Genomic DNA, 24,113 nt, shown 5'->3' on the forward strand with positions numbered 1-24,113 from the left:
GCAAAAAAAGAACCAGAAAAATGGACACGACAAAGTAATGTCCATTGATTTTACAGATATTAATGAGATCTAGTCGTCAATATTGTCCATTACTTCATGGCGTTTGTGATGATAATTCTCTTCATTCAGACCTTCACGCCAATAAGGAACCGCATAGAGTTGTTGGCGATCACAGCTTTTTTCACGGCGCAGGTAACGGCGTAGCTGCACGACCATCCGGTCTTCACCCGCCAGCCAAAATGTCGCTTCTTCCATCGGCAAATCCAGTGCGCAGAACTGGGTGACAACATCATCGGTTTTCTCGGTACCGCCAATGACCCAGCTCAGTTCAACACCCGCCGGTTTCACCAGATTAAGGACATCTTGCGGAGTATCGACACGAATAATGGCATGTCCTTGCGCATTGGCAGGTAGCGTTTCCAGCAATGCGGCGATGGCGGGCAGTGAGGAAGGGTCCCCAACCAGATAACTGTATGTCGCCGCAGGTAGCATGGTTTCAGGCCCACCGGGGTTAGTTATCCCCATCCAATCCCCCACTTTAGCATTACGAGCAAAATCTACTGCTGGGCCGCGATGGTCATGAAGGGCAAATTCAATGTCTATCTCACAAAGCTCAGGACGGATGGCGCGGACAGAATAGGTTCGAACAATGGGGCGCACATCTGCTGCCGGCCATTGCGGGCCTTTCTCGCCAAGAACCGGTAATTCCGGCTGTGTTTGATGGGCTAATGGCAGGAAGACTTTCAGATGCGCTCCAGCACAATCTCCTGGGTAGTTATGCAGTGTTGGGCTGTGGAAGGTGATCCGCCGCAAATGTGGGGAAGTGTCGGCCACCTTTTTTACCTGCACCAGCCGCGGAGGGGTTGGACGATATTTAGGGGGGGCTGAGGTTGCTGTGCTTGATTTTGTGGTCACAGTCTCTCCTTCTGATTTTATGGTGTTTTATAAGGAATGAACTATATCACCAATAAATCTTAATGATAATTATTTGCATGAAAGTAATTTTTATAAACACAAGTCGCATAAGAACAATAGAAGAAACGCGCAAGGCGGCATTGATTGCTGCGGGTGCAGGGCAAGGCGCTATATTAAAAAGTTATTTATTATAGCCGATTTTATTTTTGAGCATCAGGCTGAGTCAAATTTGTCATATTGTATAAATCTTTATTTTTTTGAAAAATAAGGCTATTTCTCAAATTCGTGTCTAAAGACACCTTTTCACGGTTGCCATTCACTTTGCTTAGTACAAAAAAACATAAGCAACGGTTTTTTTGTATTTGTTTGTCATGCCTATCCCCCGTAAATCTATTTCTACCCCTCGGACTTTGAAGCCGCCGCAGCATTATGGGTGATGTTCACTCACCGCCTATCTGTAACGCCAGATTCTTTGGGTATATCAATCAGAATGAAATGAAAGGGGCTTAGTATGAATTTCCAACAGCTTAAAATTATTCGGGAATCAGCCCGTTGCAATTACAATCTGACAGAAGTCGCGAATACATTATTTACTTCGCAGTCCGGTGTCAGCCGGCATATCCGCGAGTTAGAAGAAGAATTGGGCATTGAGATTTTTATCCGACGCGGAAAACGGCTGTTAGGGATGACTGAGCCGGGCAAAGAGTTACTGACCGTCGCGGAACGTATGTTAAATGATGCCAACCAAATACGCCGCCTGGCAGATGTATTTAGCAATAATGATAGCGGGCAGCTACATATAGCGACCACACATACGCAAGCGCGTTATAGCTTACCGCGGGTGATTAAAGAGTTTCGCTTGTTGTATCCGCAGGTCAAGTTAGTGATTAGCCAGGGAAATCCGCAAGAAATTGCCGCGATGTTGCAATCCGGTGAGGCTGATATTGGCATTGCCACTGAATTATTGATGAGTGATGAATCCGTCGCGGTGTTTCCTTATTATCGCTGGCACCACGCGATTGTGGTGCCAGAAAATCACCCATTAACACAAGAATCGAACATTACTCTGGAAACCTTGAGCACCTTGCCATTAATTACCTACCGACAAGGGATCACTGGGCGTTCACGTCTGGATAATGCGTTTAAAAATGCAGGATTAACCCCCGATATAGCCCTCAGCGCACAGGATTCTGATGTCATTAAAACCTATGTCGAGCTGGGCATGGGGGTAGGTATTCTGGCAGATATGTCTTATGAAGCACACCGTGACAAAGGTCTGGTGCGGCTCAATGCTGAGCATCTGTTTGATGCTAATACGGTATGGTTAGGGTTAAAACGGGGGCAGTTACAACGTAACTTTATCTGGTTCTTTATCCAGCTGTGCAATCCAACACTTTCTCTGCATGACATTAAAGAGAAAGTGCTGGCGGAAGCGGTAGATGAAGTGGTGCTTGATTACGAAATTTAGTCCATGAGTAAAATGGCCTGACGATTCTGACAAAATAGTCAGTCAAGATCATTATTGTTTGGGGTAAATCGCACTCGGACTTCTGTCCCGCCTGACTCCCGTTGGCGAATATTACAATGCCCATTCAGGCTGGCGGCTCTATCCTGCATAATCATTAGACCGTAATGATTTGGCCGCTTACTGGCTTGGCCAATCCCACAACCATTGTCGATAATTGACATGACGACATCATTTTGCTCGCTCATGACGTTGACGGCGGCCTGACTGGCGTGGGCATGTTTATAAATATTATTCAGTGCTTCCCGCGCGATATTAACCATATGAATGGCTTGATGGTTAGGAACCGCATCCGACGTTAAGTTGAAATCGAGTGTAATAGGCAAGTTGCTGCGCTCGCTGAATTCATTGACCAACGTTTGAAGTGCGGCCTGTAATGTCGCTGCATTGAGTTTCAAACGGAAAGTGGTGAGTAACTCACGCAGTTGGCGATAGGCGGTATTCAGTTCATCGCGCATTTGCTGAATCAATAACTTACTGGGTTCTGGTAAGTCCGGAACCTGAATTTGCAAACAGCTAATTTGTATTTTCAGACAAGAAAGTGACTGAGCGATGGAGTCATGCAGTTCGCGGGCAATAGCGGAACGCTCCTCCATCAGCAGTAATTGCTGCTGATGTCTGGCCTGACTTTCCAGTGCCAGTGTGCTGGTCAATTGCTCGACTAACATATTCACCAATTGTTGCTGATCTGAATTGAGCGGCGCTTCTGAAGGGAGCTTTGCCAGTAATAAACCATATTGACCCAGCTTATCGGACAAACTCCAACTCAGAGATTCTCGTGATACTGCACGATCCGTAACAATAGATGAACCGCTAATGGTTAATTGTGTTGGGCGATTTTGTGGTGGTAAATATTCACCATCTAAAGTATCAGTCAGTTGCGAGCGGTAAAGGTGATTTTCATACAGACAAATTTGTACATTTTCCAGTGGTGTCAGGGTTTGTAATTGCTCAATCACGGGCACCAAACGTTCGCTGAGCGGCTGGTGGGTATGCAACTGGCGGCTGCTATGATAAAGGAAAGCCAAAACTTGGTTTTTCTGTTGTAAATCAGCCGTTTTCTGGGCAACGCGCTGCTCCAGGTCACTGTATATTAAAGAAAGTTCCTGTGACATGCGGTTTAATGCCGTTCCTAGCATCCCCATTTCGTCTCGCTGATAGGGCTGAGTGAAGCGCTGGCTGAAATCACCGCGTCCGATAGCATTCGCCATTGAGATCAATTGCATCCATGGGCGCAATAAACGGCGACGGAGATAATAAATAGTGGCGATCATCAGCCCCAGAGTCAGCACAATAAAAACTAACTGAATCATGGTCACTAGCAATAGACGTTGCTCAGTTTTATGGTCAATAGCAAGCACCAATGCATCTAGTTGGTGAACAAAATCGGCCACATTGGTAGCAACATCATCGGGTTGTTTAGCTTGCAGCAGTTGTGGTTTTAAGGTGGTTTGCCAGTAACGTTCGATTTGCTGATATTGCTGGGTTAAGCCCTCCCGCTGGAGTGCGAGCTGTAGATCACCGCTGGTTTTATCTTGCTCCAGCGCCGCCAGATAGGGCAAATCTCCCTTATCTAGCGGCACCATGGAAAGGAGCCGGTAGCTTTGCATACGCAGAGAACCCGCTTTATTAATAGCGTGCGCATTACCTTGAATGCTTTGAGCCATCCATGACGAAATCGTCATGCCCGCCAACCCCAACATGCCCAGTAGTATCATCAGTAAAGCAATCTGATTAACTAATGGAATTAGGTAACGTTTCATAAAGTGGTATTCCTTTGACCCATAAGCGTGGCAACCTTGCCGTGTTTAATCCCGCAATGTTAGCGTTAGTGGGATTTCATACCGGCGGCAGTCATCATCATACGGAACAGCATGGAAACTGCCAATAAAGCCAGCACACTGCCGCACCAGATAAACAACATCCAACCGACTTTCTTCCACCATGGAGATTTCACGGACTCAATTGGCTGGGAAGATGATGGTGATTTAATCATTCAGTGATAACCCTGTTCGTGATTGATTTTCCCTCGGAATACATAGTAGCTCCAGAAGGTATAAACCAGAATGATTGGGATAATAAACAGTGCGCCGACCAGCATGAATCCCAAACTTTGTGGTGGGGCGGCTGCTTGCCATAAAGTTATTGATGGCGGAATAAGATAAGGCCAAATGCTGATACCTAACCCGCTGTAGCCCAAAAACACTAACAACAAGGTCAACAGGAACGGGGCATAATGCCCGCGATGCTTGACGGCGCGCAGTAAAGCCCAGCTGGCCAATAGCACCAATAATGGCACTGGCAGGAACCAGAAAAGATTGGGTAAGCTGAACCAACGCGCTGCAATTTGTGGGTGGCTCAGGGGGGTCCACACGCTGATAATGGCAATAATAAGCAACATCATCAGTGTCAGCGGCCGTGCCAGTTTATTCATTACTTGCTGCACATGGCCGTCGGTTTTCATGATGAGCCAGGTACAGCCAAGCAGAGCATACGCAATGACCAGACCCAAGCCGCAGAACAGGGCAAAAGGGGTAAACCAATCAAATGGCCCGCCACTGTAGCTGCGCCCGGTGACCGGGAAGCCGCGAATAAATGCACCGACTACCATGCCTTGTGTGAAAGTGGCAATCAGCGAACCGCCAATAAAGGCTTTATCCCAGATATGCTGTTTTTCCTGACTGGCTTTAAAACGAAACTCAAATGCAACACCACGGAAAATTAGCCCCAGCAGCATTAAAGTCAGCGGAATAGCCAAGGCATCGAGAATAACCGCGTAAGCCAGTGGGAAAGCCCCCAATAGCGCTGCGCCGCCCAGTACCAGCCAGGTTTCATTGCCATCCCACACCGGGGCGACGCTGTTCATCATTAAGTCCCGATCCCGGCTGTTTTTAACCAGCGGGAACAGAATGCCAATCCCTAAATCAAAGCCATCCATCACCACGTACATCATGGTGCTGAAGACAATAATGACAAACCAAATCAATGGAAGATCAATACCCATCATGAGCTCCTATTCTGGCTAGGGTCAGCTGTCAATAAATCACCATCAGCATTAAGCGGTTCACGGACTGCTGACAGAGGGCGGGCTGGCGTAGCGTGTTGACCGGGGCCACCTTTATCTTGTTGATGACCTTCATGCGCTTTTGGCCCTTTGCGGATGAGCCGCATCATATAGGCGTAGCCCACACCAAAGACGGAGCCATACACCAGAATGAATATCAGCAGGCTAATGCTCATATGTATCTCACCATGGGATGACACGGCGTCACTGGTGCGCTGTAAACCATAAACAATCCACGGCTGGCGGCCCACTTCGGTGGTAAACCAGCCCGCCAGAATAGCAATCAACCCTGATGGCCCCATCCACAGCACAAAATAAAGGAAGGGGCGCGATTGATACAAACCACCACGCCAACGGAGCCATAAACTCCAAAAACCGGCCAAAATCATTAACATGCCTAACCCAACCATAATGCGGAAAGACCAAAAAACAATGGTTGAGTTAGGGCGATCTTCTGGTGGGAAAGATTTCAGCGCTGGGATCTGTTTTTCCAGGCTGTGAGTCAGAATAAGGCTGCCTAAATAGGGGATTTCCAGTGCAAAATGGGTTTTTTCTTGCTTCATGTCCGGCCAGCCAAACAGGATCAGTGGCGTAGGTTCACCGGGTTTATTTTCCCAGTGGCCTTCAATGGCTGCAATTTTAGCCGGTTGATATTCCAGCGTATTCAGGCCATGGGCATCACCAATAACGGCTTGAAGTGGGGCGACAATCAAGGCCATCCACATTGCCATTGACAGCATTTTTCGCATCGCGGGTGTATCGCGTTTGCGCAGTAAATGCCAGGCGGCAGAAGCACCGACAAAGAATGCCGAGGCCAGAAAAGCGGCGGTTGACATGTGCAGCAAGCGGTAGGGGAAAGAGGGGTTGAATATCACTTTTAGCCAGTCAACCGGTACCACTTGCCCATTAATCACTTCAAAGCCTTGGGGCGTCTGCATCCAGCTATTGGACGCTAATATCCAGAAGGTCGACATGAGGGTTCCCAATGCCACCATGCAGGTGGCAAAGAAATGCAAACCGGGGCCAACACGATTCCAGCCAAATAACATCACACCGAGGAAACCGGCTTCGAGGAAGAAAGCCGTAAGGACTTCATACGTCAGCAGCGGACCGGTAATACTGCCCGCAAATTCAGAGAAAAAGCTCCAGTTGGTGCCAAACTGGTAGGCCATAACCAGACCAGAAACCACGCCCATACCAAAGTTGACGGCAAAGATTTTTGACCAGAAATGGTAAAGATCGCGGTAATCCTCATTTTTGGTTTTTAGCCATAAACCTTCGAGAACCGCCAGAAAACTGGCCAGCCCAATAGTGATGGCTGGGAAGATGATATGGAACGAAATGGTGAAAGCGAATTGGATTCTGGCCAACTCGAGAGCGGTTAAGCCAAACATAGCGACCTCGCTGTAAACATGGTACTGCCTCATCAATCTATAAAATAAATCGCGCCATATTGATTATTCGGGAGAGACGCAGCGGGCGATTATTTCGGGTGTAAACTTGGCAGTTAGTTAACCATAAGTTAAAGTGGCTATAATAGTGACAATTAATTCAATCTTACCTATAACAGTTGGCTTATGACGCGATATGAACAATTAGCGCAACAAATTCGGGCGCAAATACAATCCAAGGTCTGGCAAGCGGGTGACAAACTGCCTTCATTGCGGGAAAGTTGTAAGCAATCGGGGTTAAGTTTAATGACTGTGGTGCAGTCTTATCAGTTACTCGAAAGTCAGGGGTGGATCGTGGCGCGCCCGCAATCGGGGTATTATGTTGCTTCGCGCCCAACCCAATTGCCCCAGCCACAGCGCGGCAAAAAACTGCATCTGGATGAGCAGGTAGACATTAATACCTTTATTTTCGATGTGCTACAGGCGGGAAAAGATCCGGCCATTATGCCGTTGGGTTCCGCATTTCCAGACCCCAGCTTATTGCTTCAACCCCGCTTGTCACGTGCGCTGGCCGGCGTCGCGCGCAAAATATCACCCCAGAGCTCAATGACGAACTTGCCGCCGGGCAATGAAAGTTTACGGCGCAATATTGCTCAGCGTTATGCCGCCAGTGGGATGAATGTTTCACCGGAGGAAATTGTGATTACCGCCGGTGCGATGGAGTCGCTTAGCTTGAGTTTACAGGCGGTCACGCAACCCGGAGATTGGGTAGTGATTGAATCGCCAGCATTTTATGGTGCATTGCAGGCTATCGAGCGTTTGCGCTTAAAAGCTATCGCCATTACGACACATCCCCAGCAGGGAATGGATCTCGATGCGTTGGAGCAGGTCATCAATCAGTACCCCATCAAAGCCTGTTGGTTAATGACGCATTTCCAGAATCCGCTGGGCTGTACCATGTCTTGGCCACAGAAAAAACGGCTGGTGGGGTTGTTGCAACAACATAATATTTCGCTGATTGAAGATGATGTTTATGGCGAATTGTATTTCGGCGCTGAGCGCCCCTTACCGGCCAAAGCTCTTGATCAACACCGGCAAATTCTGCATTGTTCCTCTTTTTCTAAATGTCTGGCTCCGGGGTTTCGCGTGGGGTGGGTCGCGGCGGGCGAACACGCGCAGCGGGTGCAACATCTGCAATTGATGAGTACGGTTTCCGCCAGTGTTCCGACTCAGTTAGCTATTGCAGATTATCTCAGCCAAGGGGGATACGATACTCACCTGCGCCGCTTGCGCCGCATTATGGAACAGCGGCTCAACGCGCTGCGCCAGGCGGTGGTTGAACACTTTCCCAAAAATGTCAAAATCAGTCACCCCGCAGGGGGATATTTCTTATGGTTGGAACTGGAACCGCCTTTCAATGCCAGTGAGTTATACCAGCGAGCACTGGCGCAGGGGGTTAGTATTGCGCCGGGACGAATGTTTACTACAGGCAAGCAATTTGATCACTGTTTTCGTCTGAATGCTTCATTTGCCTGGTCAGATCAAAGTGAAAAGGCCATTCGCATTTTAGCTATGTTGATAACTCAACTGACCCGTGCTGACGATAGCTCTTATTAGCCCGGCAGTCTTTCCTCAAAACCTGCTACTGATCCGCAATATTCTGCTTCTCAATACAATCAAGCTGGCGGCGCCAGAAAATGGCGCTATAGCCGCATGATCTTCTGCTGAAATGACCGTCTTCTTTTTACTTTCACTGCTGTGATAAATAAACGCGTTATGCATAAACGGCTTAATGCCACACATCATACCTACTTTTTCAACAGCAGAAATGCACTGAATTGATGCGCTCAATGCTCATTTATAGGGCGCTAAGAATATTCTTTGTTGATTTTATGTTGCCAAAGTGTGATCTGGCAGGGCAAAAATCAAAATTGGCATTGAATGCATATAATTTCGAGCAAAACCGCTCAAATAGGTCAATTTATCCGCTAAAAGACAGTATGAATGCTGGCTATCTGCATAATTATGCATTTTAAATATTTGTTTTAATGGGAATTAAACATTTTATTCACATTGTAATCGGTATGGCACGAAAGCTGCTCTACACTTTATATCAGGTGAATATATTTCATTCTTCATTATTTACAGAACAAGAGATTTTGTTGGACGGCAGAGTGGTTCCTCACGACAAGTTCTCACCCCTATTTACGCTGATTAAAGAGGCCTTTATGGAACAGCCAATCCCAGTGACCCGACAGTCTTTTGATGAATGGATAGTCCCGACCTATGCCCCGGCCGATTTTATTGTGGTGCGTGGTGAGGGCGCGATGTTGTGGGATCAACAGGGTAAATCTTATCTCGATTTTGCCGGTGGTATTGCAGTCAATGCCTTGGGGCATGGGCATCCTGCCGTGAAAGCTGCATTGATTGAACAAGCAGATAAAGTCTGGCATTTAGGCAATGGTTATACCAATGAACCGGTACTGCGCTTGGCGAAGCAACTGATTGATGCCACCTTCGCTGAGAAAGTGTTTTTTTGTAACTCAGGAGCTGAAGCCAATGAGGCGGCGCTAAAACTGGCGCGCAAATATGCATTGGATAATTTTGCCAATAAACCGGGGCAGCAAGGGGAAAAGAATCAGATTGTTGCCTTTAGAAACGCATTTCACGGCCGGACACTGTTTACCGTTTCGGCGGGTGGCCAGCCGAAATACTCACAGGATTTTGCTCCGCTACCGGGTGGAATTAGCCACGGTATTTTCAACGATCTGGCCTCTGCTGAGGCCCTGATCAATGACCAAACCTGTGCCGTGATTGTCGAGCCAATTCAGGGCGAGGGCGGGGTGTTACCCGCAGAAACCGAGTTTCTCCATGGTTTGCGCGCGTTGTGCGATCGCCATAATGCCTTATTGATTTTTGATGAAGTACAAACCGGGGTCGGTCGCACCGGCGAGTTGTATGCCTATATGCATTATGGCGTCACGCCTGATGTCCTGACCAGTGCTAAAGCTCTCGGCGGCGGGTTCCCTATTGCCGCGATGTTGACCACCACCCAATATGCCAGCGCCCTGAATGTTGGCAGCCACGGGACAACTTACGGCGGCAACCCATTAGCGTGTGCAGTTGCGGGAACTGTTTTATCCCTCATCAACACACCGGAGGTCCTGGCGGGTGTGAAAGAAAGGCATCAGTGGTTTTTAGAGGGCTTGGCAGACATTAATGCACGCCACAAAGTTTTCGCCGAAATCCGTGGACGTGGCTTATTGATTGGCTGTGTGCTCAACAATGATTACGCCGGTAAGTCCAAAGAGATCATTCAGGCTGCCGCTCAACATGGGCTAATCGCCTTGATTGCTGGCCCTGATGTCGTGCGTTTTGCCCCGTCACTGATTATTTCACGACACGATATTAAAGAGGGCTTGGCCCGACTTGCTCTGGGTATTGAGCAGGTCTGTCGTAAGGTTAAGCCGTAACACTTATGCTGTCAGCAAGGACCTTGAATATGATGAGAGTTCGCCCGGTAGAGCGCCGTGATTTAGCCGATATCTTTGAGTTGGCTGGAAAAACCGGTGTTGGCATGACCTCACTGCCACAAAATGAACAGCATCTCGAAGCGAGAATCGAGCGTGCATTGAATACCTGGCAAGGTTCTTTGGCGGTAGGTGAACAGGGTTACCTGTTTGTGTTGGAAGATACTGAGCGGGAAAAAGTGGTGGGGGTCAGCGCCATTGAAGTGGCCGTAGGAATGAATGACCCTTGGTATAACTTCCGTGTGGGAACTCTGGTTCATGCTTCCAAAACGCTTAATGTGTATAAATCGGTCCCAACTCTATTTTTGAGCAATGATCACACCGGCTATAGCGAGCTTTGTACACTGTTTCTCGATCCTGAATATCGTAAGGATAAAAACGGCCCTTTCTTATCAAAAGTTCGCTTTCTGTTTATTGCCGCCTTTCGTCAGTATTTCTCCCGCAAAGTGATTGCCGAGATGCGCGGTTACACTGATGAACAAGGCCGTTCGCCATTTTGGGAAAATGTTGGCCGCCACTTTTTCGCTATCGAATTTGCTAAAGCGGATTATCTGAGTGGGACGGGGCAAAAAGCCTTTATTGCCGAATTGATGCCAAAACACCCGTTGTATGTGGATTTTCTGGCAGAAGAAGCGCGTGCAGTGATAGGCCAGGTGCACCCGCACACTGCGCCAGCGCGGGCAGTTCTGGAGACTGAAGGCCTGCAATATCAAGGGTATGTCGATATCTTTGATGGCGGCCCGACATTGGAAGCCAGCATTGATGAGGTGCGGGCAGTGCGGGATTGCAGTCAGCGAAAAGTGGTTATTGATGATAGTGATATTGACTCGACGGGCACCGCCTATTTAGTGACCAATGACAGTTACCAATATTTCCGCGCCATATTGATTCATACCCATCTATCAGACGAATTGCTGCATTTAACCACTGAAAATGCAGCGGCACTGGGGGTCATCGCCGGTGATTCAGTTCGGATAATTAGCCTTTTTGCTCCGGAGACAAGAAAATGACCCATCCAGCACTGTTTATTCAGGGTGAATGGCGCACTGGCAAAGGTGCGCATTTCGACAAACATGACCCTATGGATCAGCAATTATTATGGCAAGCGCGTGCCGCTGACCGCACCGATGTTGCCGCCGCCTGCGGTGCGGCGCGCGATGCTTTCCCGGCTTGGGCACGGACGCCACTGGAACAGCGGGTGGCCATTGTTCAGCGTTTTGCTGCATTACTTGAACAACATAAACAGCAATTGGCACGCACTATTAGCCTGGAAACCAGTAAACCACACTGGGAAACCCTGACGGAAGTACAGGCCATGGTGGGCAAAGTGGCTATTTCATTGCAAGCCTATCAAACCCGCACCGGCAGCAGCCAAACACCGATGGCGGATGGTGTTTCCGTACTACGTCACCGGCCACATGGCGTGTTGGCGGTATTTGGCCCTTATAACTTTCCCGGACATTTACCGAATGGGCATATTGTCCCTGCTTTACTGGCGGGTAACACTCTGGTGTTTAAACCCAGTGAACTGACCCCGGTGACAGCAGAGGAAACCGTCAAATTATGGCAATCGGCAGGTATTCCTGATGGCGTGCTCAACTTAGTGCAAGGTGGGCGTGAAACCGGCGAAGCACTGGCGGCTCAACCTGATATTGATGGCTTGCTGTTTACCGGCAGCGCCAATACTGGTTACCACCTGCATCGGCAACTGGCCGGTCAACCGGAGAAAATTTTGGCGCTGGAGATGGGCGGTAATAATGCTCTTATTATTGAGCAAGTGAAAGACCGTGATGCCGCGGTCAACCTCGCGATTCAGTCTGCGTTTATCTCCGCCGGCCAGCGCTGTACCTGCTCGCGCCGCTTATTAGTTAAACGCGGTGAGCAAGGTGATGCATTTTTACGACGTTTCATCGCGGTGGCTAAAGCGCTGCGTATTGGGCACTGGGATAGTCAACCGGCTCCCTTTATGGGGGCGGTTATCTCCTCTCAGGCGGCTGAAAAAATGCTGGCGGCTCAGCAGCATTTATTGGCGTTAGGGGGGGCAGCCTTATTAACCATGACTCGCCCTGATAGCCAAAGCGCCGTTTTGACGCCGGGTATTATTGATATCACCGGCATAAATGATGTTCCTGATGAAGAGTATTTTGGTCCGTTGGTAAGTGTGATTCGCTATACCGATTTTAGTGAGGCGCTAAAAATTGCGAATCAAACCCGATTCGGCTTAGCCATCGGCTTGGTTTCAGAAGACAGACAACAGTTTGAGCAACTGCTGCTGGAGGCGCGTGCGGGGATTGTTAACTGGAATAAACCTTTGACGGGAGCCTCTAGCGCGGCTCCGTTTGGTGGCGTCGGGGCTTCAGGGAATCATCGGCCAAGTGCATTTTACGCCGCTGATTATTGTGCCTGGCCGATGGCGTCACTCGAGAGCGACAGCCTGACGCTGCCAGCCACCTTGTCGCCAGGAATTTCTTTCGATTTACCTGATTAACTTAATGACCTGATAGCCCATAGGCGCGAGCGGAGAATACCATGGCCGGATATGAAGTGAACTTCGATGGATTGGTTGGGCTGACCCATCACTATGCGGGATTATCTTTTGGCAATGAAGCCTCCGCCAAACATCAAAATGCACTCTCCAACCCGAGGCTAGCGGCAAAACAGGGTTTGCTGAAAATGAAAACGTTGGCTGATTTAGGCTACAAGCAGGGCATATTGCCACCGCAGGAACGCCCCGCGATAGGTTTTTTACGCCAACTAGGATTCAGTGGTTCAGATGAACAAGTCTTGAGTGAAGTCGCCCGCAAATCGCCGCGCCTACTGTCGGCGGTGAGTTCCGCATCATCAATGTGGACGGCGAATGCGGCAACCGTCTCGCCCTCCGCTGATAGTGCTGACGGACGGGTTCATTTTACTGTCGCAAACTTGAACAATAAATTTCATCGGGCTATTGAGGTCAATACCACATCAGCAATACTAAAAAGCGTTTTCAATAACCATCGTCATTTTGTTCACCACGACGCCTTGCCTTCGGTCGAGTTATTTGGCGATGAAGGCGCGGCCAACCATAACCGTTTGGGGGGAGAGTATGACCACCCAGCAATTCAGGTCTTTGTTTATGGTCGTCAAGGGTTTGAGAGTGGAGCCGCGCCCAGCCGATATCCTGCCCGGCAAACATTAGAGGCCAGCGAGGCCGTAGCGCGTTTACATTTATTAGACCCTGACCGGGCTGTTTTTATTCAGCAAAATCCAGCGGTTATCGATCAAGGCGTATTTCACAACGACGTTATCGCGGTCAGTAATCAAAACGTGTTATTCCACCATCAACACGCATTCGTACCCGATATTCAGGTAATGGATAGTTTGCGGCGCAAGATGGCGCGAATTGAGCAGCAACTGATCACCATTGAAGTGCCCGCTGCACAGGTTTCTGTTGGACAAGCGGTATCGACCTATCTGTTTAACAGCCAGTTATTGAATAAACCCAATGGCAAGATGCTGCTAGTCATTCCACAAGAATCACAAGAAAGCCCGGCGGTGTGGGGATATCTATCTGAACTAATAAACAGTGGCGGCCCAATCGATGAAGTCAGGGTCTTTGACCTACGCGAAAGTATGCGCAATGGCGGTGGGCCCGCCTGTTTGCGTTTGCGCGTCGTACTAAATGAAACAGAGTTAGCTGCGGTGAATAGCAGAGTGATGATGACCCCAGCACTCTTTGTTGCACTGAATAATTGGATCGATCAGCATTATCGCGATCGTTTGCAGTTTAAGGACTTAGCAGACCCGCAGTTATTGCAAGAGGGGCGACAAGCATTGGACGAACTGACGAAGATACTTAACCTTGGCTCAATATATCCGTTCCAGAATCATTAATAAAAACAAGGCTATTAGCCAACAAATCAACCATCCAGCGGCATGCGCCATAAAACGCAGCAGTAGACGAAAGGAATGATAATGCTAGATTTTCTCTCGGTCACCCTCTCGGGGAACCCACCGCCAGTGACAGACGGTGAAACACTCAATCTTAAATGGCACTGGCTGGATGAGGGGGTATTGATGCTTACCCCCATCGGGAGCTATACACAATCCGTCGTGCTATCGGCCGGTATTCACGGAAATGAAACAGCGCCAATTGAAATTCTAAACCAATTAGTATCAGACTTATTAGCTGGTAAATTGACGTTGGCAATACGTCTGTTAGTGATATTTGGCAATCCACCGGCTATCAGAACCGGAAAGCGTTATCTCACCGCTGATATCAATCGCATGTTTGGCGGGCGTCATCAAAATGACTTACCTACTGATGAGGCTCGACGGGCTGAGATTCTCGAACAAAGAATGGCGGAGTTTTTTGCTGCTGAGTTACCCTCCACACGGCTCCATTATGATTTACACACGGCGATTCGTGGCTCTCATCATACTCGATTTGGTTTATTACCTTATCAAACCACGCCGTATTCAGCAGCCATGTTGGGTTGGTTAAAAGATAGTGAGTTAGAGGCATTAGTCATGCACACCGCCGCAGGGGGAACGTTCGCCCACTTCAGTAGTGAATTTTGTCAGGCGGCAAGTTGCACGCTGGAATTAGGTAAAGCGCTACCCTTTGGCGAAAATCATCTTGAACAATTTAGTTCTATCACTGCCGGTTTGCGTGCATTAGCCAGTGGAGAGCAACTACCGGAGCGCTCTACCGGAACCATAATATTCTATCGTGTGGTGCAATCACTGCTTAGGCAGCATGCAGATTTTAAACTGTGGGTGGCGGATGACACAGTGAATTTCACTCGCTACACACAAGGGACATTGCTGGCAGAACAGCTTAATGAACATTATTGCGTTGAACATGAATACGAGTGGATCTTGTTCCCAAATCCAGGGGTTGCGCTGGGATTACGTGCTGGGATCATGTTGGTGCAAATGGATGAGAGTGAATTACAAAAAACATAAATAAGGGCATATTACTAATACCGCCCTCGATAGTTACTCAGGGTAATATCACTTACGGGCGTTCAACTTAAGCTAAATTTAAAGTGATATGTCGTTTTTGATATTCAAAAAAGACAATTATTATCATCACTATCCCGTTTTTTATTCATTAAATAAGAAAATATCTTATTCTATTTGACATAAATAACCTGTCATTTATTAAAATCCATCTAATTAGCAAATATCCTAAACCCATACTTTTTATAAACCTATCATAGTAATTTATGTTTGGTTTTTTCTTTGTTGCACCAAATAGGATATTCAAGCCTTTATTAATTGTATTTTAAATAGTCGATAAATTGCTTTGGATATATAAAAAGTGGAATAGAAGTGTGATATCTATTCCATTTTACAAATCTAATCACTCAAAAGAACAAAAAAGAAACAAATTGAAATGACTTTGCACTCAAATGGTGCTATCGCACCATTTTGGTTATATATAATTACTTAAAAACACATTTAATCAATGGGTTATGGTAAGTTCCATAAAAAACATCTTGTTACAATTTATTACCTATCTATACCTATATATCTTCAATTTTACCGTTTTAACTTTTCGTGCTTAGTGATAATGTTTCTTCGCTTTACAAAGACAGGTCACAATAAAAAATTAAAAGTTAACTTCGATGAGGCTAAAACATTAATTTAGCCCGCAGGTTAATTTTATTAAAATTTAAAGGAAAAATAATGATGAAGCGCAGTGTTCTGGCCTTAGCGGTCACCTTGAGTATGATTCCTACTCTTTCAAATGCAGCGGAAATTTATAATAAAGATGGCAACAAGTTGGATCTTTATGGCCGCGTAGCCGCTAAATACCTTTTCTCCAGCCATAATAATGCTGATGATACTTATGTGCGTTTTGGCTTTAAGGGTGAAACACAAATCAATAGCCAACTGACCGGTTTCGGCCAGTGGGAATATAATGTTGCTGCAAAAAATGCAGAATCTCAGGGTGATAAAGGCAATAAAACCCGTTTAGGTTTTGCTGGTTTGAAATTTGCTGAATTCGGCTCTTTTGATTACGGCCGTAACTATGGTGTAGTGTACGATGCACTGGCTTATACCGACATGTTGCCAGAGTTCGGTGGCGACTCAATCGCTTATACCGACAACTACATGACTGGCCGTTCAACCGGTTTGGCAACTTACCGCAACTCTGACTTCTTCGGTCTGGTAAAAGGTCTGAATGTTGCAGCTCAGTATCAGGGCCGCAATGACGATGGCGACACCGCTAAGAATGAGCGCGCAATTCAGAAAGCTAATGGCGACGGTTTCGGTTTGTCTGTTGATTATCAAGATATCGAAGGCAGTGGCGTTGGTTTCGCAGCAGCATACTCTAACTCTAACCGTACTCTGGGCCAGAAAAATCTGGCTAACAGTGCTACCGGCGATAAAGCCCAAGCTTGGGCTACAGCTCTGAAGTATGATGCAAACCAAGTTTACCTGGCAGCAATGTACGGCGAAACGTTGAACATGACGCCATATAAAGCGCTGATCGCGAATAAAACCCAGAACGTAGAATTGGTAGCTCAATATCAATTCGAAAATGGTATTCGCCCGTCTATCGCTTATGTTCAGTCTAAAGGTAAAGATTTGGCGGTTGTGGGTGATGCCGACTTGCTGAAATATGCTGAAATCGGTGTAACTTACTACATCAATAAAAACATGTTTACCTATGTTGACTACCAGATTAACTTGCTGAATGAAAACAACCCACTGGGTCTGGGCACAGACAATACTGTTGCAGTTAACTTGACTTACCGTTTCTAAGTTAATTTAAGCAGTAATATTACCCTTTTCTGTGTCGGAAATAGGTGAATTAAAAAGGCGGGGTTATTCCCGCCTTTTTTGCATTTAAAATATTCAGAGATACCTGAATTAATTCGAGCTACAAGAAGGCGCTAAGTAAGAGATAAATCGATCAGATCCGCTTTAAATTCTATCTATGCTTGCAGAATAAGGCATCAGGGATGCAGCTCATTAATCCCGATAAATTTACATATTTTATTGATTTATATAACAAAAATATTCCGTGAGCTGATTTAATACTCATTGCCGCGACCTCAATGAGGTTAGGCCCAGGGGGATGGGCCAGTAACCTGCATGGTCAATATACATACCGCTTGAAGTATGGCAGGTATTGTTGGCGCGAAAGTATGTGAGCAAATCAGTTTTGGTAGTGTTGTTCACCCCAAGTCAGCATGGTATTGACCAATTGCTGGAGTAACGGCTGTAAGTGGCTCGCTGGTTCTGGTAAGTAGGGGTAAGGCTCAGTTTCAGACATATAATTTAGCTGTGATAACTCAAGTTGTACTGCGTGTTGGTGGGTCTGCGGTAAACCATATGCTCTAGTAATATAACCGCCTTTAAAACGACCATTTAATATATGACTAAATGCAGTTTGGTGTTCGCAGCATTGTATTAATTGTTTACTTAATGAGGGCGCGCAGCTGGCCCCACGGTTGGTTCCGAAATTCAAATCAGGTAGCTGCCCATCAAATAACCTTGGGATAACTGAGGCAATCGAGTGAGCATCAAGTAGTAATACATAGCCAAATTTAGCTTTAAGCCGCGCCAGTTCGAGTTGAAGTTGCTGGTGGTAAGGGCGCCAAATATGTAGTAGGTAGGATTGACGCTCCTCCGGGGACGGTGTTTTACCCGGCATAAAACAAGGGCGACCATCGAACAGTGTTTCGGGGAACAAACCAGTGGTTGCTGTGGTGTACAGCGGCTGATCATCTTCAGCGCGGTTCAGATCAACCACTAAACGGGAATAATGACCTATTACTATACTGGCCCCCATATTAAGGGCGAAGTCATAAAGACGAGGAATATGCCAGTCGGTATCTGATAGGGGGCGTGCTGCATCGGTCAATCCTGCCTCAACGATGGGCGTCAATCGTGTTCCAGCATGCGGAATACTGATTAATAAAGGCAGTTTCCCTGCTCGAAAACTTAACGGATCAGTTAAATTCATGGGCGGGCATCTCCTTGAAAAACAACAGTTACAGGTAATTGACCGCCGAGCCAGTAAGCCAGTTCAGCAGGGCGTGATAATGGCCAATGAACCCAATTGGCTAATTTACCGGTCTCCAGTGTTCCCTGAGTCTCTTGTAACCCTAGAGCCTGAGCCGCATGACAAGTGACACCCGCTAGCGCTTCTTCCGGTGTCATACGGAATAATGTGCATGCCATATTGAGCATCAAACGTAGCGAGAGTGCGGGGGATGTTCCCGGATTGGCATCACTGGCCAGTGCCATAGGTACGTTATATTGGCGAAACAGTTCTATCGGAGGGCATTGTGTTTCTCGCAATAAATAATAAGCCCCCGGCAGCAATACCGCGACAGTGCCAGCATTAGCCATTGCCTGGACATCTGACTCAGTGGCATATTCAAGATGATCTGCTGACATGGCGTTAAATTTGGCGGCCAGAGTGCTCCCATTTAAGGAAGAAAGTTGTTCAGCATGTAGTTTGACCGGTAAACCGGCTTGTTGCGCAGCTACAAATACGCGCTCAACTTGTGCGGGGGAGAATGCCAGATGTTCACAAAAAGCATCAACAGCATCGGCTAACTTTTGGTTTGCAACTTCAGGAATGATAGAGTCACAAACAAAATCAATATAATCATCAGCCCGACCTGCGAACTCAGGCGGCAGAGCATGAGCTGCCAGACAGGTTGTTTTGACCGTCACTGGCAATAGTTGGCCCAACCGGCGAGCCACGCGCAGCATTTTCATTTCACTTTCAAGGCTAAGGCCATAACCGGACTTTATTTCAATACAGGTCACTCCTTCAGCAAGGAGGGGTTTTAGACGAAATAAAGCTTGCTCCAATAATTGCTGTTCACTGGTATTTCGCGTCGCTCTTACCGTTGACACAATACCGCCACCATTGGCTGCTATGTCAGCATAACTCACACCATTAAGACGCTGTTCGAATTCAGCACTTCGATCACCACCAAACACCAAATGGGTATGGCAATCAATTAGCCCGGGAGTAATCAGGCCGCCTTGGTAGACTACCTCGCGTGAGGCATTGAGCACGGGTAATTCATTATAGGGCCCGATCCAGACTATTTTATCGTCAGTAACCGCTATTGCCCCTTGTGAAATCAGGTGATATTTCCCTTCACGCATAGTCACGATATCGGCACCGTACCACAAACTGTCGCACTGAATTGTTGACACCATCTGACTCCCCAAGATCTTCGTGTTAAGTTGTATATACAATCATGGACAACCTAACGCATAAAGTCATTATCGGCAAGATAGGGATTTAAACAATTGCGTAACACTTCGCAGTTCTCGAAGAGAAATAAAATTGATCAGGACGTGACAGTACCTTGTGGGGTAAAACGGCCATAGAGTTGATAGCGAGAGCCGGGGTAAAGCAGTTGAGCTGCGGTCACGATTACTTTTCCATACCAGGTTCGGCGACGAATCAGTAAACAAGGTTCATGTTCATCTAATTGCAATAACTGGCGCTCAAGTAGATTTGGGATCACCGCTTCAACAATATGTTCACCTTCAGTCAAGGGGGCAGCTTGGGTGAGGTAGCTGTAAGGGGTTATCAGGTTGAAATCCTGCTTCATATAATCGGGTGCGGTGCTTGGATTGACGCAACGATTTTCGACTTGAATGGGGATGTCATTCTCATAATGAACAATTTGCGAGTAGAACAGTTGCTGGCTGGGTTGTATGCCTAAAGCAATCGCCTCTTCAGGTGTTGCTGGCCGCGCCTCTAACTGCAAAATTTTACTACTGTGGCGGTGACCACGTGCAGCGATTTCATCAGCAATATTATGAACTTCAAGTAAGGCACTGTGCGCCTTTGCTTCAGCAACAAAGGTCCCTACGCCTTGCATGCGGATTAGAAAACCTTCACTGGTGAGTTCGCGTAGCGCTCGGTTGATGGTCATACGGCTGACCCCTAATTCGGCAACAAGCTCACTCTCCGACGGGACGCGCTGGTGGGCTGCCAGACTCCGGTTCTGATTTGGCGCATGATAGCCAGTTTAACCCGTTGATAAATTGGTGCAGGAGTATCGTCCATTGCGGCACTCAATTGTAAGGCCGCTAGTTGTTCTGCCACGACGTTAACCTCGTCAAATAAGAAAATCATATGCTAAGTCTACGGTTGAATTTAGCGTGTGTATATGTCTATACAAGTGAGTGATTTAATTAATTGACGCAGCTGCTACTCGGCGCGTTTGACTCTGAACAAAATATTGGGATATCGCTATGCCAGTTTATTTTACCAAACGTGCTTTTTTACCTAATGGATGGGCGAATGACGTACAGATAACGGTCAATGAACAGGGGAACATTCAGCGCATTATGGCGGGCAGCAGTGATGCCGGTTGTCAGATACTTTCCGGGCCAATAGTGCCCGGCATGCCAAATCTCCATTCTCATGCTTTCCAGCGCATGATGTCGGGGTTAGCTGAGATCGCCGGTAATCCACAGGATAGCTTTTGGACATGGCGGGATTTGATGTATCGATTGGTGCAACGATTGACACCGGAGCATATCGGTGTGATAGCCCGCCAGTTGTATATTGAAATGTTAAAAGGTGGCTATACCCAAGTCGCAGAATTCCATTATTTACATCACAGTACCGACGGCAGTCCATACAGTGACCCTGGGGAAATGACATCACAACTTAGCCAGGCTGCGCATGACGTGGGAATTGGAATGACTCTATTACCCGTTTTATACAGTTATGCGGGTTTTGGCGGTCAATCCGCTCAACAAGGGCAGCGGCGCTTCATTCAAAATACAGAAAGCTATCTCAAGCAACAGCAAGTTATCAGTAAACAGTTGGCGAAGCAGCCATTACAGAATCAGGGTCTATGCTTTCATTCACTGCGTGCAGTAGAGCTAAACCAAATGCAGGAGGTTTTACAGGCTTCTGATAAACAGTTACCAGTGCATATTCATATTGCTGAGCAGCAAAAAGAGGTTAACGACTGTCTGGCTTGGAGCGGACAACGGCCAGTGGCGTGGTTGTATGATAATTTAGAAGTCGATAGCCGTTGGTGCCTGGTTCATGCCACTCATTTGGATGAGTCAGAACTTGTTCGGTTGGCTAAAAGCCAGGCTGTCGCCGGATTATGCCCAACAACAGAAGCCAATTTGGGCGATGGTATTTTCCCCGCAGTAGATTATTTACAGCAGCAAGGATGTTGGGGAATAGGCTCTGATAGCCATGTTTCTTTAAATGTGGTGGAAGAATTACGGTGGTTGGAATATGGGCAGCGCTTGCGTGATCAACGCCGTAACCGCCTGACGAATGAACAGTATCCAGCGGTGGCGGATTTACTTTATTCCCAAGCTTTAGCTGGAGGGCGGCAAGCTTGTGGCAGCAATATTAGCCAGCTTGCAGAGGGTTATCGTGCTGACTGGTTAGTTTTGGATGGCGATGATCCTTATATTGATGGCACAGAATCCGCTTCTTTATTGAATCGCTGGTTATTTGCGGGGGATAAATCGCAAATTCGGGATGTTTATGTGGCGGGCAACGCGGTAATAGTGGATAGATATCATCCAATGCAACAGCAAACTGCACAGGCTTTTCTGGCGGTACTAAAAGCCTGTCAACAGGAGGTCTGATGAGCTTTACCGTTTTTGATTTTGCTAGTCTGCCGGTTACTCGATGGCGAAATGGTGGTGGTGAAACCCGCGAAATTGCTTGTTGGCCTGTTGGAGGGGCGGATTTTGCCTGGCGTGCCAGTATCGCGACGATTGAACAAGATGGCCCGTTTTCAATATTCCCTGATATTGACCGGTCGATTACATTGCTCTCTGGTGAGGGAGTGGTTCTCTCCAGTCCAGACTGGGAAGCGCATACGCTTTCAACGCCATTGCAACCTTTTGCTTTCCCTGGTGATATTCCTATCCATGCTCATTTACTCGGCGGAGTTAGCCAAGATTTTAATATCATGACCCGACGAGGTTGTTGGCAGGCGAGTGTGACGTCAATTAGCTCGTTGCAAGAACTTCCGGCATCGCATGGCGGGTTGGTCTATGTGGTGAGGGGAAAATGGCTTATTAACCACACCGAAGCACATGAATTAACTGCTTCGCAAGGATGTTGGTGGCTACCTGCCATCAAAAGTGGTCAATTACAACCCCTGGCGACCAACAGCTGCCTATTGTGGGTGAATCTATTGCCCGAACGATAATGCATTTATTACTTTATTGTGATAAATGCATCTAATACATTGTTTTATAATTATATTTAAATTAAACCTCAGAGTAATGATACAGACTTTACTGTGTTCATTACTCTATTATTTCCTTTCATTATTTTTCTCGCCTTGCTTATCTATTTCTTATTTCCTTCCTTTCTGTTCAGAAATGACATTCTGGTGACTTCCCACTTGCGGAGTCTCATGGTTACCCTCAGCAGAGCTCAAATTATCATCATTTGTTAGATCCCTGTCATAGTTTTGTTATTCTCCAGGTTCAAAACACAAATTTCGGTTGTTTGGTGTTAAAAATTTCAATAATCTTAATTATGAAATAAACGTTTAAAAAAGAAAAGAGAGGGTGACAATCAGAGTTGAAAGGATTTTAGATTATTGTTTTATATTATTTTTTAATGATTATTAAGCCGAGAATGGGGCGGTTGCATTCACGGAAAGCGCATTGAAATGTCTAAAATAACTATTTTTTACGATATTAAGCTAAGTACTTGTAAAAAATTATTTTCAATAAATAGGCATCGATATGTTAATGCATTCCATTATTGAAGGGTATAGATCATGAAGCTGAAAAAAATCATTATTACCTCACTCGCTATCTGTATGTTGCCACTGAGCACCTATGCTAAAGACCTTAAAATTGGTGTTTCCATGGCTTACTTCGATGACAATTTCCTGACAATATTGCGTCAGTCCATGCAAAATAAAATGAAAGAAGAGGGTAATGTTTCTGGACAGTTTGAAGATGCAAAAGGAGATATTGCTCAACAAATTCAGCAAGTAGAAAATTTTGTTAGCCAAGGTGTTGATGCCATTATCCTAAACCCGGTTGACACTCAGGGCGTGAAGCCCATGATTAAATTAGCCGAGCAAGCCAAAATTCCATTAGTTTTTGTGAATCGTCGCCCGGAGATAACTTTGCCGGCAGGTATGGCCTATGTGGGTTCGGACTCTGAACTTGCAGGGCGCCTACAGATGGAAGAACTTGCAAAACTGATGGGGGGAAAGGGTAACGTTGTGATTCTTATGGGCGAACTCTCAAGTGAGGCAACTCGCGATAGAACACGCGGTGTTGAGAAAGTCGCTGCTCAGTACCCAGATATTCATATTATTGATAAACAAACTGCGAAATTCTTCCGTAAAGAGGCCGTTGATGTCACGACTGATTGGGTCCTCTCCGGGCAGCAAATAGATGCGATTGCTTCGAATAACGATGAAATGGCCATCGGCGCTATTCTTGCCTTAAAACAAGCGAAGAAAAAAGGTGTTGTGATCGGTGGGATTGATGGTACGCCGGACGCTCTTGAGTTTATTAAGAAAGGCGACCTCAATATAAGTATTTTCCAGGATGCTAAAGGGCAAGGAGTTGGAGCGGTGGATACTGCGATTAAATTAGCATCTGGTCAGAAAGTTGAAAGTAGCGTAATGATCCCTTATCAACTCATTACCAAAGATAATTATCAAGATTTCGCGAATAAAAATAAATAGAATTAT

18 protein-coding genes and 1 pseudogene are annotated in these 24,113 nt (G+C 46.7%); 11 read left to right on the plus strand and 8 right to left on the minus strand.

The annotated features are described in order from the left end of the window. Positions 1-69 precede the first annotated feature (69 nt). Positions 70-915: a siderophore-interacting protein gene (locus tag DX162_RS15130; RefSeq protein ID WP_032819905.1), complete on the minus strand. Its 846-nt coding sequence runs from the start codon at positions 913-915 to the stop codon at positions 70-72. A gap of 511 nt (positions 916-1,426) precedes the next feature. Here DX162_RS15130 and cbl point away from each other — a divergent pair. After that, entirely contained in the window at positions 1,427-2,383 is a 957-nt protein-coding gene (gene cbl, locus DX162_RS15135) for an HTH-type transcriptional regulator Cbl (protein ID WP_004390771.1), read from the plus strand. A 38-nt stretch (positions 2,384-2,421) separates the two neighbouring features. Here cbl and narX read toward each other — a convergent pair whose 3' ends face one another. The 4 genes from narX to DX162_RS15155 all read right to left on the minus strand — a co-directional run bounded on the left by narX (position 2,422) and on the right by DX162_RS15155 (position 6,898). Then, the gene (narX, locus tag DX162_RS15140) at positions 2,422-4,203 is read right to left on the minus strand and encodes a nitrate/nitrite two-component system sensor histidine kinase NarX (RefSeq protein WP_004390770.1); all 1,782 of its coding nucleotides are present in this window, start codon (positions 4,201-4,203) and stop codon (positions 2,422-2,424) included. A gap of 65 nt (positions 4,204-4,268) precedes the next feature. Then, positions 4,269-4,436 carry a DUF2474 domain-containing protein gene (locus tag DX162_RS15145; protein ID WP_071777617.1) on the minus strand — a complete coding sequence of 56 codons (168 nt, stop codon included), beginning with the start codon at positions 4,434-4,436 and terminating at the stop codon, positions 4,269-4,271. Continuing rightward, on the minus strand, positions 4,437-5,444 hold the full coding sequence (gene cydB, locus DX162_RS15150; RefSeq protein WP_032819904.1) for a cytochrome d ubiquinol oxidase subunit II: 1,008 nt from the start codon (positions 5,442-5,444) through the stop codon (positions 4,437-4,439). Continuing rightward, positions 5,444-6,898, minus strand: a complete 1,455-nt coding sequence (locus DX162_RS15155; protein ID WP_004390768.1) for a cytochrome ubiquinol oxidase subunit I — start codon at positions 6,896-6,898, stop codon at positions 5,444-5,446. The genes cydB and DX162_RS15155 overlap by 1 nt, the downstream gene beginning before the upstream one ends. A gap of 183 nt (positions 6,899-7,081) precedes the next feature. On the opposite strand from DX162_RS15155, the gene DX162_RS15160 reads away from it, so the two are divergent. The 7 genes from DX162_RS15160 (at position 7,082) to DX162_RS15190 (ending at position 17,181) form a co-directional block, all read left to right on the plus strand. After that, positions 7,082-8,512, plus strand: coding sequence for an aminotransferase-like domain-containing protein (locus tag DX162_RS15160; protein ID WP_004390767.1), 1,431 nt, complete (start codon positions 7,082-7,084; stop codon positions 8,510-8,512). 611 nt (positions 8,513-9,123) lie between these two features. After that, a complete protein-coding gene (locus tag DX162_RS15165) occupies positions 9,124-10,368 on the plus strand; it encodes an aspartate aminotransferase family protein (protein WP_032819927.1) in 1,245 nt (414 codons plus the stop codon). A gap of 29 nt (positions 10,369-10,397) precedes the next feature. Next, positions 10,398-11,435: an arginine N-succinyltransferase gene (astA, locus tag DX162_RS15170; RefSeq protein ID WP_004390764.1), complete on the plus strand. Its 1,038-nt coding sequence runs from the start codon at positions 10,398-10,400 to the stop codon at positions 11,433-11,435. Then, positions 11,432-12,913, plus strand: coding sequence for a succinylglutamate-semialdehyde dehydrogenase (gene astD, locus DX162_RS15175; protein ID WP_032819902.1), 1,482 nt, complete (start codon positions 11,432-11,434; stop codon positions 12,911-12,913). The genes astA and astD overlap by 4 nt, the downstream gene beginning before the upstream one ends. 41 nt (positions 12,914-12,954) lie before the next feature. Continuing rightward, positions 12,955-14,298, plus strand: coding sequence for an N-succinylarginine dihydrolase (gene astB, locus DX162_RS15180; RefSeq protein WP_004390762.1), 1,344 nt, complete (start codon positions 12,955-12,957; stop codon positions 14,296-14,298). 81 nt (positions 14,299-14,379) lie between these two features. Continuing rightward, a complete protein-coding gene (gene astE, locus DX162_RS15185; RefSeq protein ID WP_032819901.1) occupies positions 14,380-15,372 on the plus strand; it encodes a succinylglutamate desuccinylase in 993 nt (330 codons plus the stop codon). Between the two features lie 726 nt (positions 15,373-16,098). Continuing rightward, complete coding sequence (locus tag DX162_RS15190; protein WP_004390760.1) at positions 16,099-17,181, plus strand: porin; 1,083 nt, start codon at positions 16,099-16,101, stop codon at positions 17,179-17,181. A 397-nt stretch (positions 17,182-17,578) separates the two neighbouring features. On the opposite strand, the gene hutG is transcribed toward DX162_RS15190, so the two are convergent. The 3 genes and pseudogenes from hutG to hutC all read right to left on the minus strand — a co-directional run bounded on the left by hutG (position 17,579) and on the right by hutC (position 20,506). After that, a complete protein-coding gene (gene hutG, locus DX162_RS15195; protein ID WP_032819900.1) occupies positions 17,579-18,388 on the minus strand; it encodes an N-formylglutamate deformylase in 810 nt (269 codons plus the stop codon). Next, positions 18,385-19,605, minus strand: a complete 1,221-nt coding sequence (gene hutI / locus DX162_RS15200) for an imidazolonepropionase (RefSeq protein WP_004390758.1) — start codon at positions 19,603-19,605, stop codon at positions 18,385-18,387. The genes hutG and hutI overlap by 4 nt, the downstream gene beginning before the upstream one ends. Positions 19,606-19,739: 134 nt before the next feature. Beyond that, positions 19,740-20,506: pseudogene (gene hutC / locus DX162_RS15205) on the minus strand (histidine utilization repressor). A 149-nt stretch (positions 20,507-20,655) separates the two neighbouring features. On the opposite strand from hutC, the gene DX162_RS15210 reads away from it, so the two are divergent. The 3 genes from DX162_RS15210 to DX162_RS15220 all read left to right on the plus strand — a co-directional run bounded on the left by DX162_RS15210 (position 20,656) and on the right by DX162_RS15220 (position 24,107). Next, positions 20,656-22,026, plus strand: a complete 1,371-nt coding sequence (locus tag DX162_RS15210) for a formimidoylglutamate deiminase (RefSeq protein WP_004390755.1) — start codon at positions 20,656-20,658, stop codon at positions 22,024-22,026. Beyond that, entirely contained in the window at positions 22,026-22,598 is a 573-nt protein-coding gene (locus tag DX162_RS15215; protein WP_032819899.1) for a HutD/Ves family protein, read from the plus strand. The genes DX162_RS15210 and DX162_RS15215 overlap by 1 nt, the downstream gene beginning before the upstream one ends. A 582-nt stretch (positions 22,599-23,180) precedes the next feature. Continuing rightward, on the plus strand, positions 23,181-24,107 hold the full coding sequence (locus DX162_RS15220; RefSeq protein ID WP_004390754.1) for a sugar ABC transporter substrate-binding protein: 927 nt from the start codon (positions 23,181-23,183) through the stop codon (positions 24,105-24,107). Positions 24,108-24,113 lie beyond the last annotated feature (6 nt).

This window comes from Yersinia kristensenii, from assembly GCF_900460525.1.
Classification (GTDB): domain Bacteria; phylum Pseudomonadota; class Gammaproteobacteria; order Enterobacterales; family Enterobacteriaceae; genus Yersinia; species Yersinia kristensenii.

Excerpts from the sequence above, each read along its gene's own strand:
- DX162_RS15160 (WP_004390767.1), top strand. The coding sequence starts at position 7,082 with ATGACGCGATATGAACAATTAGCGCAACAAATTCGGGCGCAAATACAA.
- astE (WP_032819901.1), top strand. The coding sequence starts at position 14,380 with ATGCTAGATTTTCTCTCGGTCACCCTCTCGGGGAACCCACCGCCAGTG.
- narX (WP_004390770.1), bottom strand. The coding sequence starts at position 4,203 with ATGAAACGTTACCTAATTCCATTAGTTAATCAGATTGCTTTACTGATG.
- cydB (WP_032819904.1), bottom strand. The coding sequence starts at position 5,444 with ATGGGTATTGATCTTCCATTGATTTGGTTTGTCATTATTGTCTTCAGC.
- cbl (WP_004390771.1), top strand. The coding sequence starts at position 1,427 with ATGAATTTCCAACAGCTTAAAATTATTCGGGAATCAGCCCGTTGCAAT.
- DX162_RS15215 (WP_032819899.1), top strand. The coding sequence starts at position 22,026 with ATGAGCTTTACCGTTTTTGATTTTGCTAGTCTGCCGGTTACTCGATGG.
- DX162_RS15190 (WP_004390760.1), top strand. The coding sequence starts at position 16,099 with ATGATGAAGCGCAGTGTTCTGGCCTTAGCGGTCACCTTGAGTATGATT.
- astB (WP_004390762.1), top strand. The coding sequence starts at position 12,955 with ATGGCCGGATATGAAGTGAACTTCGATGGATTGGTTGGGCTGACCCAT.
- DX162_RS15220 (WP_004390754.1), top strand. The coding sequence starts at position 23,181 with ATGAAGCTGAAAAAAATCATTATTACCTCACTCGCTATCTGTATGTTG.
- DX162_RS15145 (WP_071777617.1), bottom strand. The coding sequence starts at position 4,436 with ATGATTAAATCACCATCATCTTCCCAGCCAATTGAGTCCGTGAAATCT.
- DX162_RS15210 (WP_004390755.1), top strand. The coding sequence starts at position 20,656 with ATGCCAGTTTATTTTACCAAACGTGCTTTTTTACCTAATGGATGGGCG.
- DX162_RS15155 (WP_004390768.1), bottom strand. The coding sequence starts at position 6,898 with ATGTTTGGCTTAACCGCTCTCGAGTTGGCCAGAATCCAATTCGCTTTC.
- hutI (WP_004390758.1), bottom strand. The coding sequence starts at position 19,605 with ATGGTGTCAACAATTCAGTGCGACAGTTTGTGGTACGGTGCCGATATC.
- astD (WP_032819902.1), top strand. The coding sequence starts at position 11,432 with ATGACCCATCCAGCACTGTTTATTCAGGGTGAATGGCGCACTGGCAAA.
- DX162_RS15165 (WP_032819927.1), top strand. The coding sequence starts at position 9,124 with ATGGAACAGCCAATCCCAGTGACCCGACAGTCTTTTGATGAATGGATA.
- astA (WP_004390764.1), top strand. The coding sequence starts at position 10,398 with ATGATGAGAGTTCGCCCGGTAGAGCGCCGTGATTTAGCCGATATCTTT.
- hutG (WP_032819900.1), bottom strand. The coding sequence starts at position 18,388 with ATGAATTTAACTGATCCGTTAAGTTTTCGAGCAGGGAAACTGCCTTTA.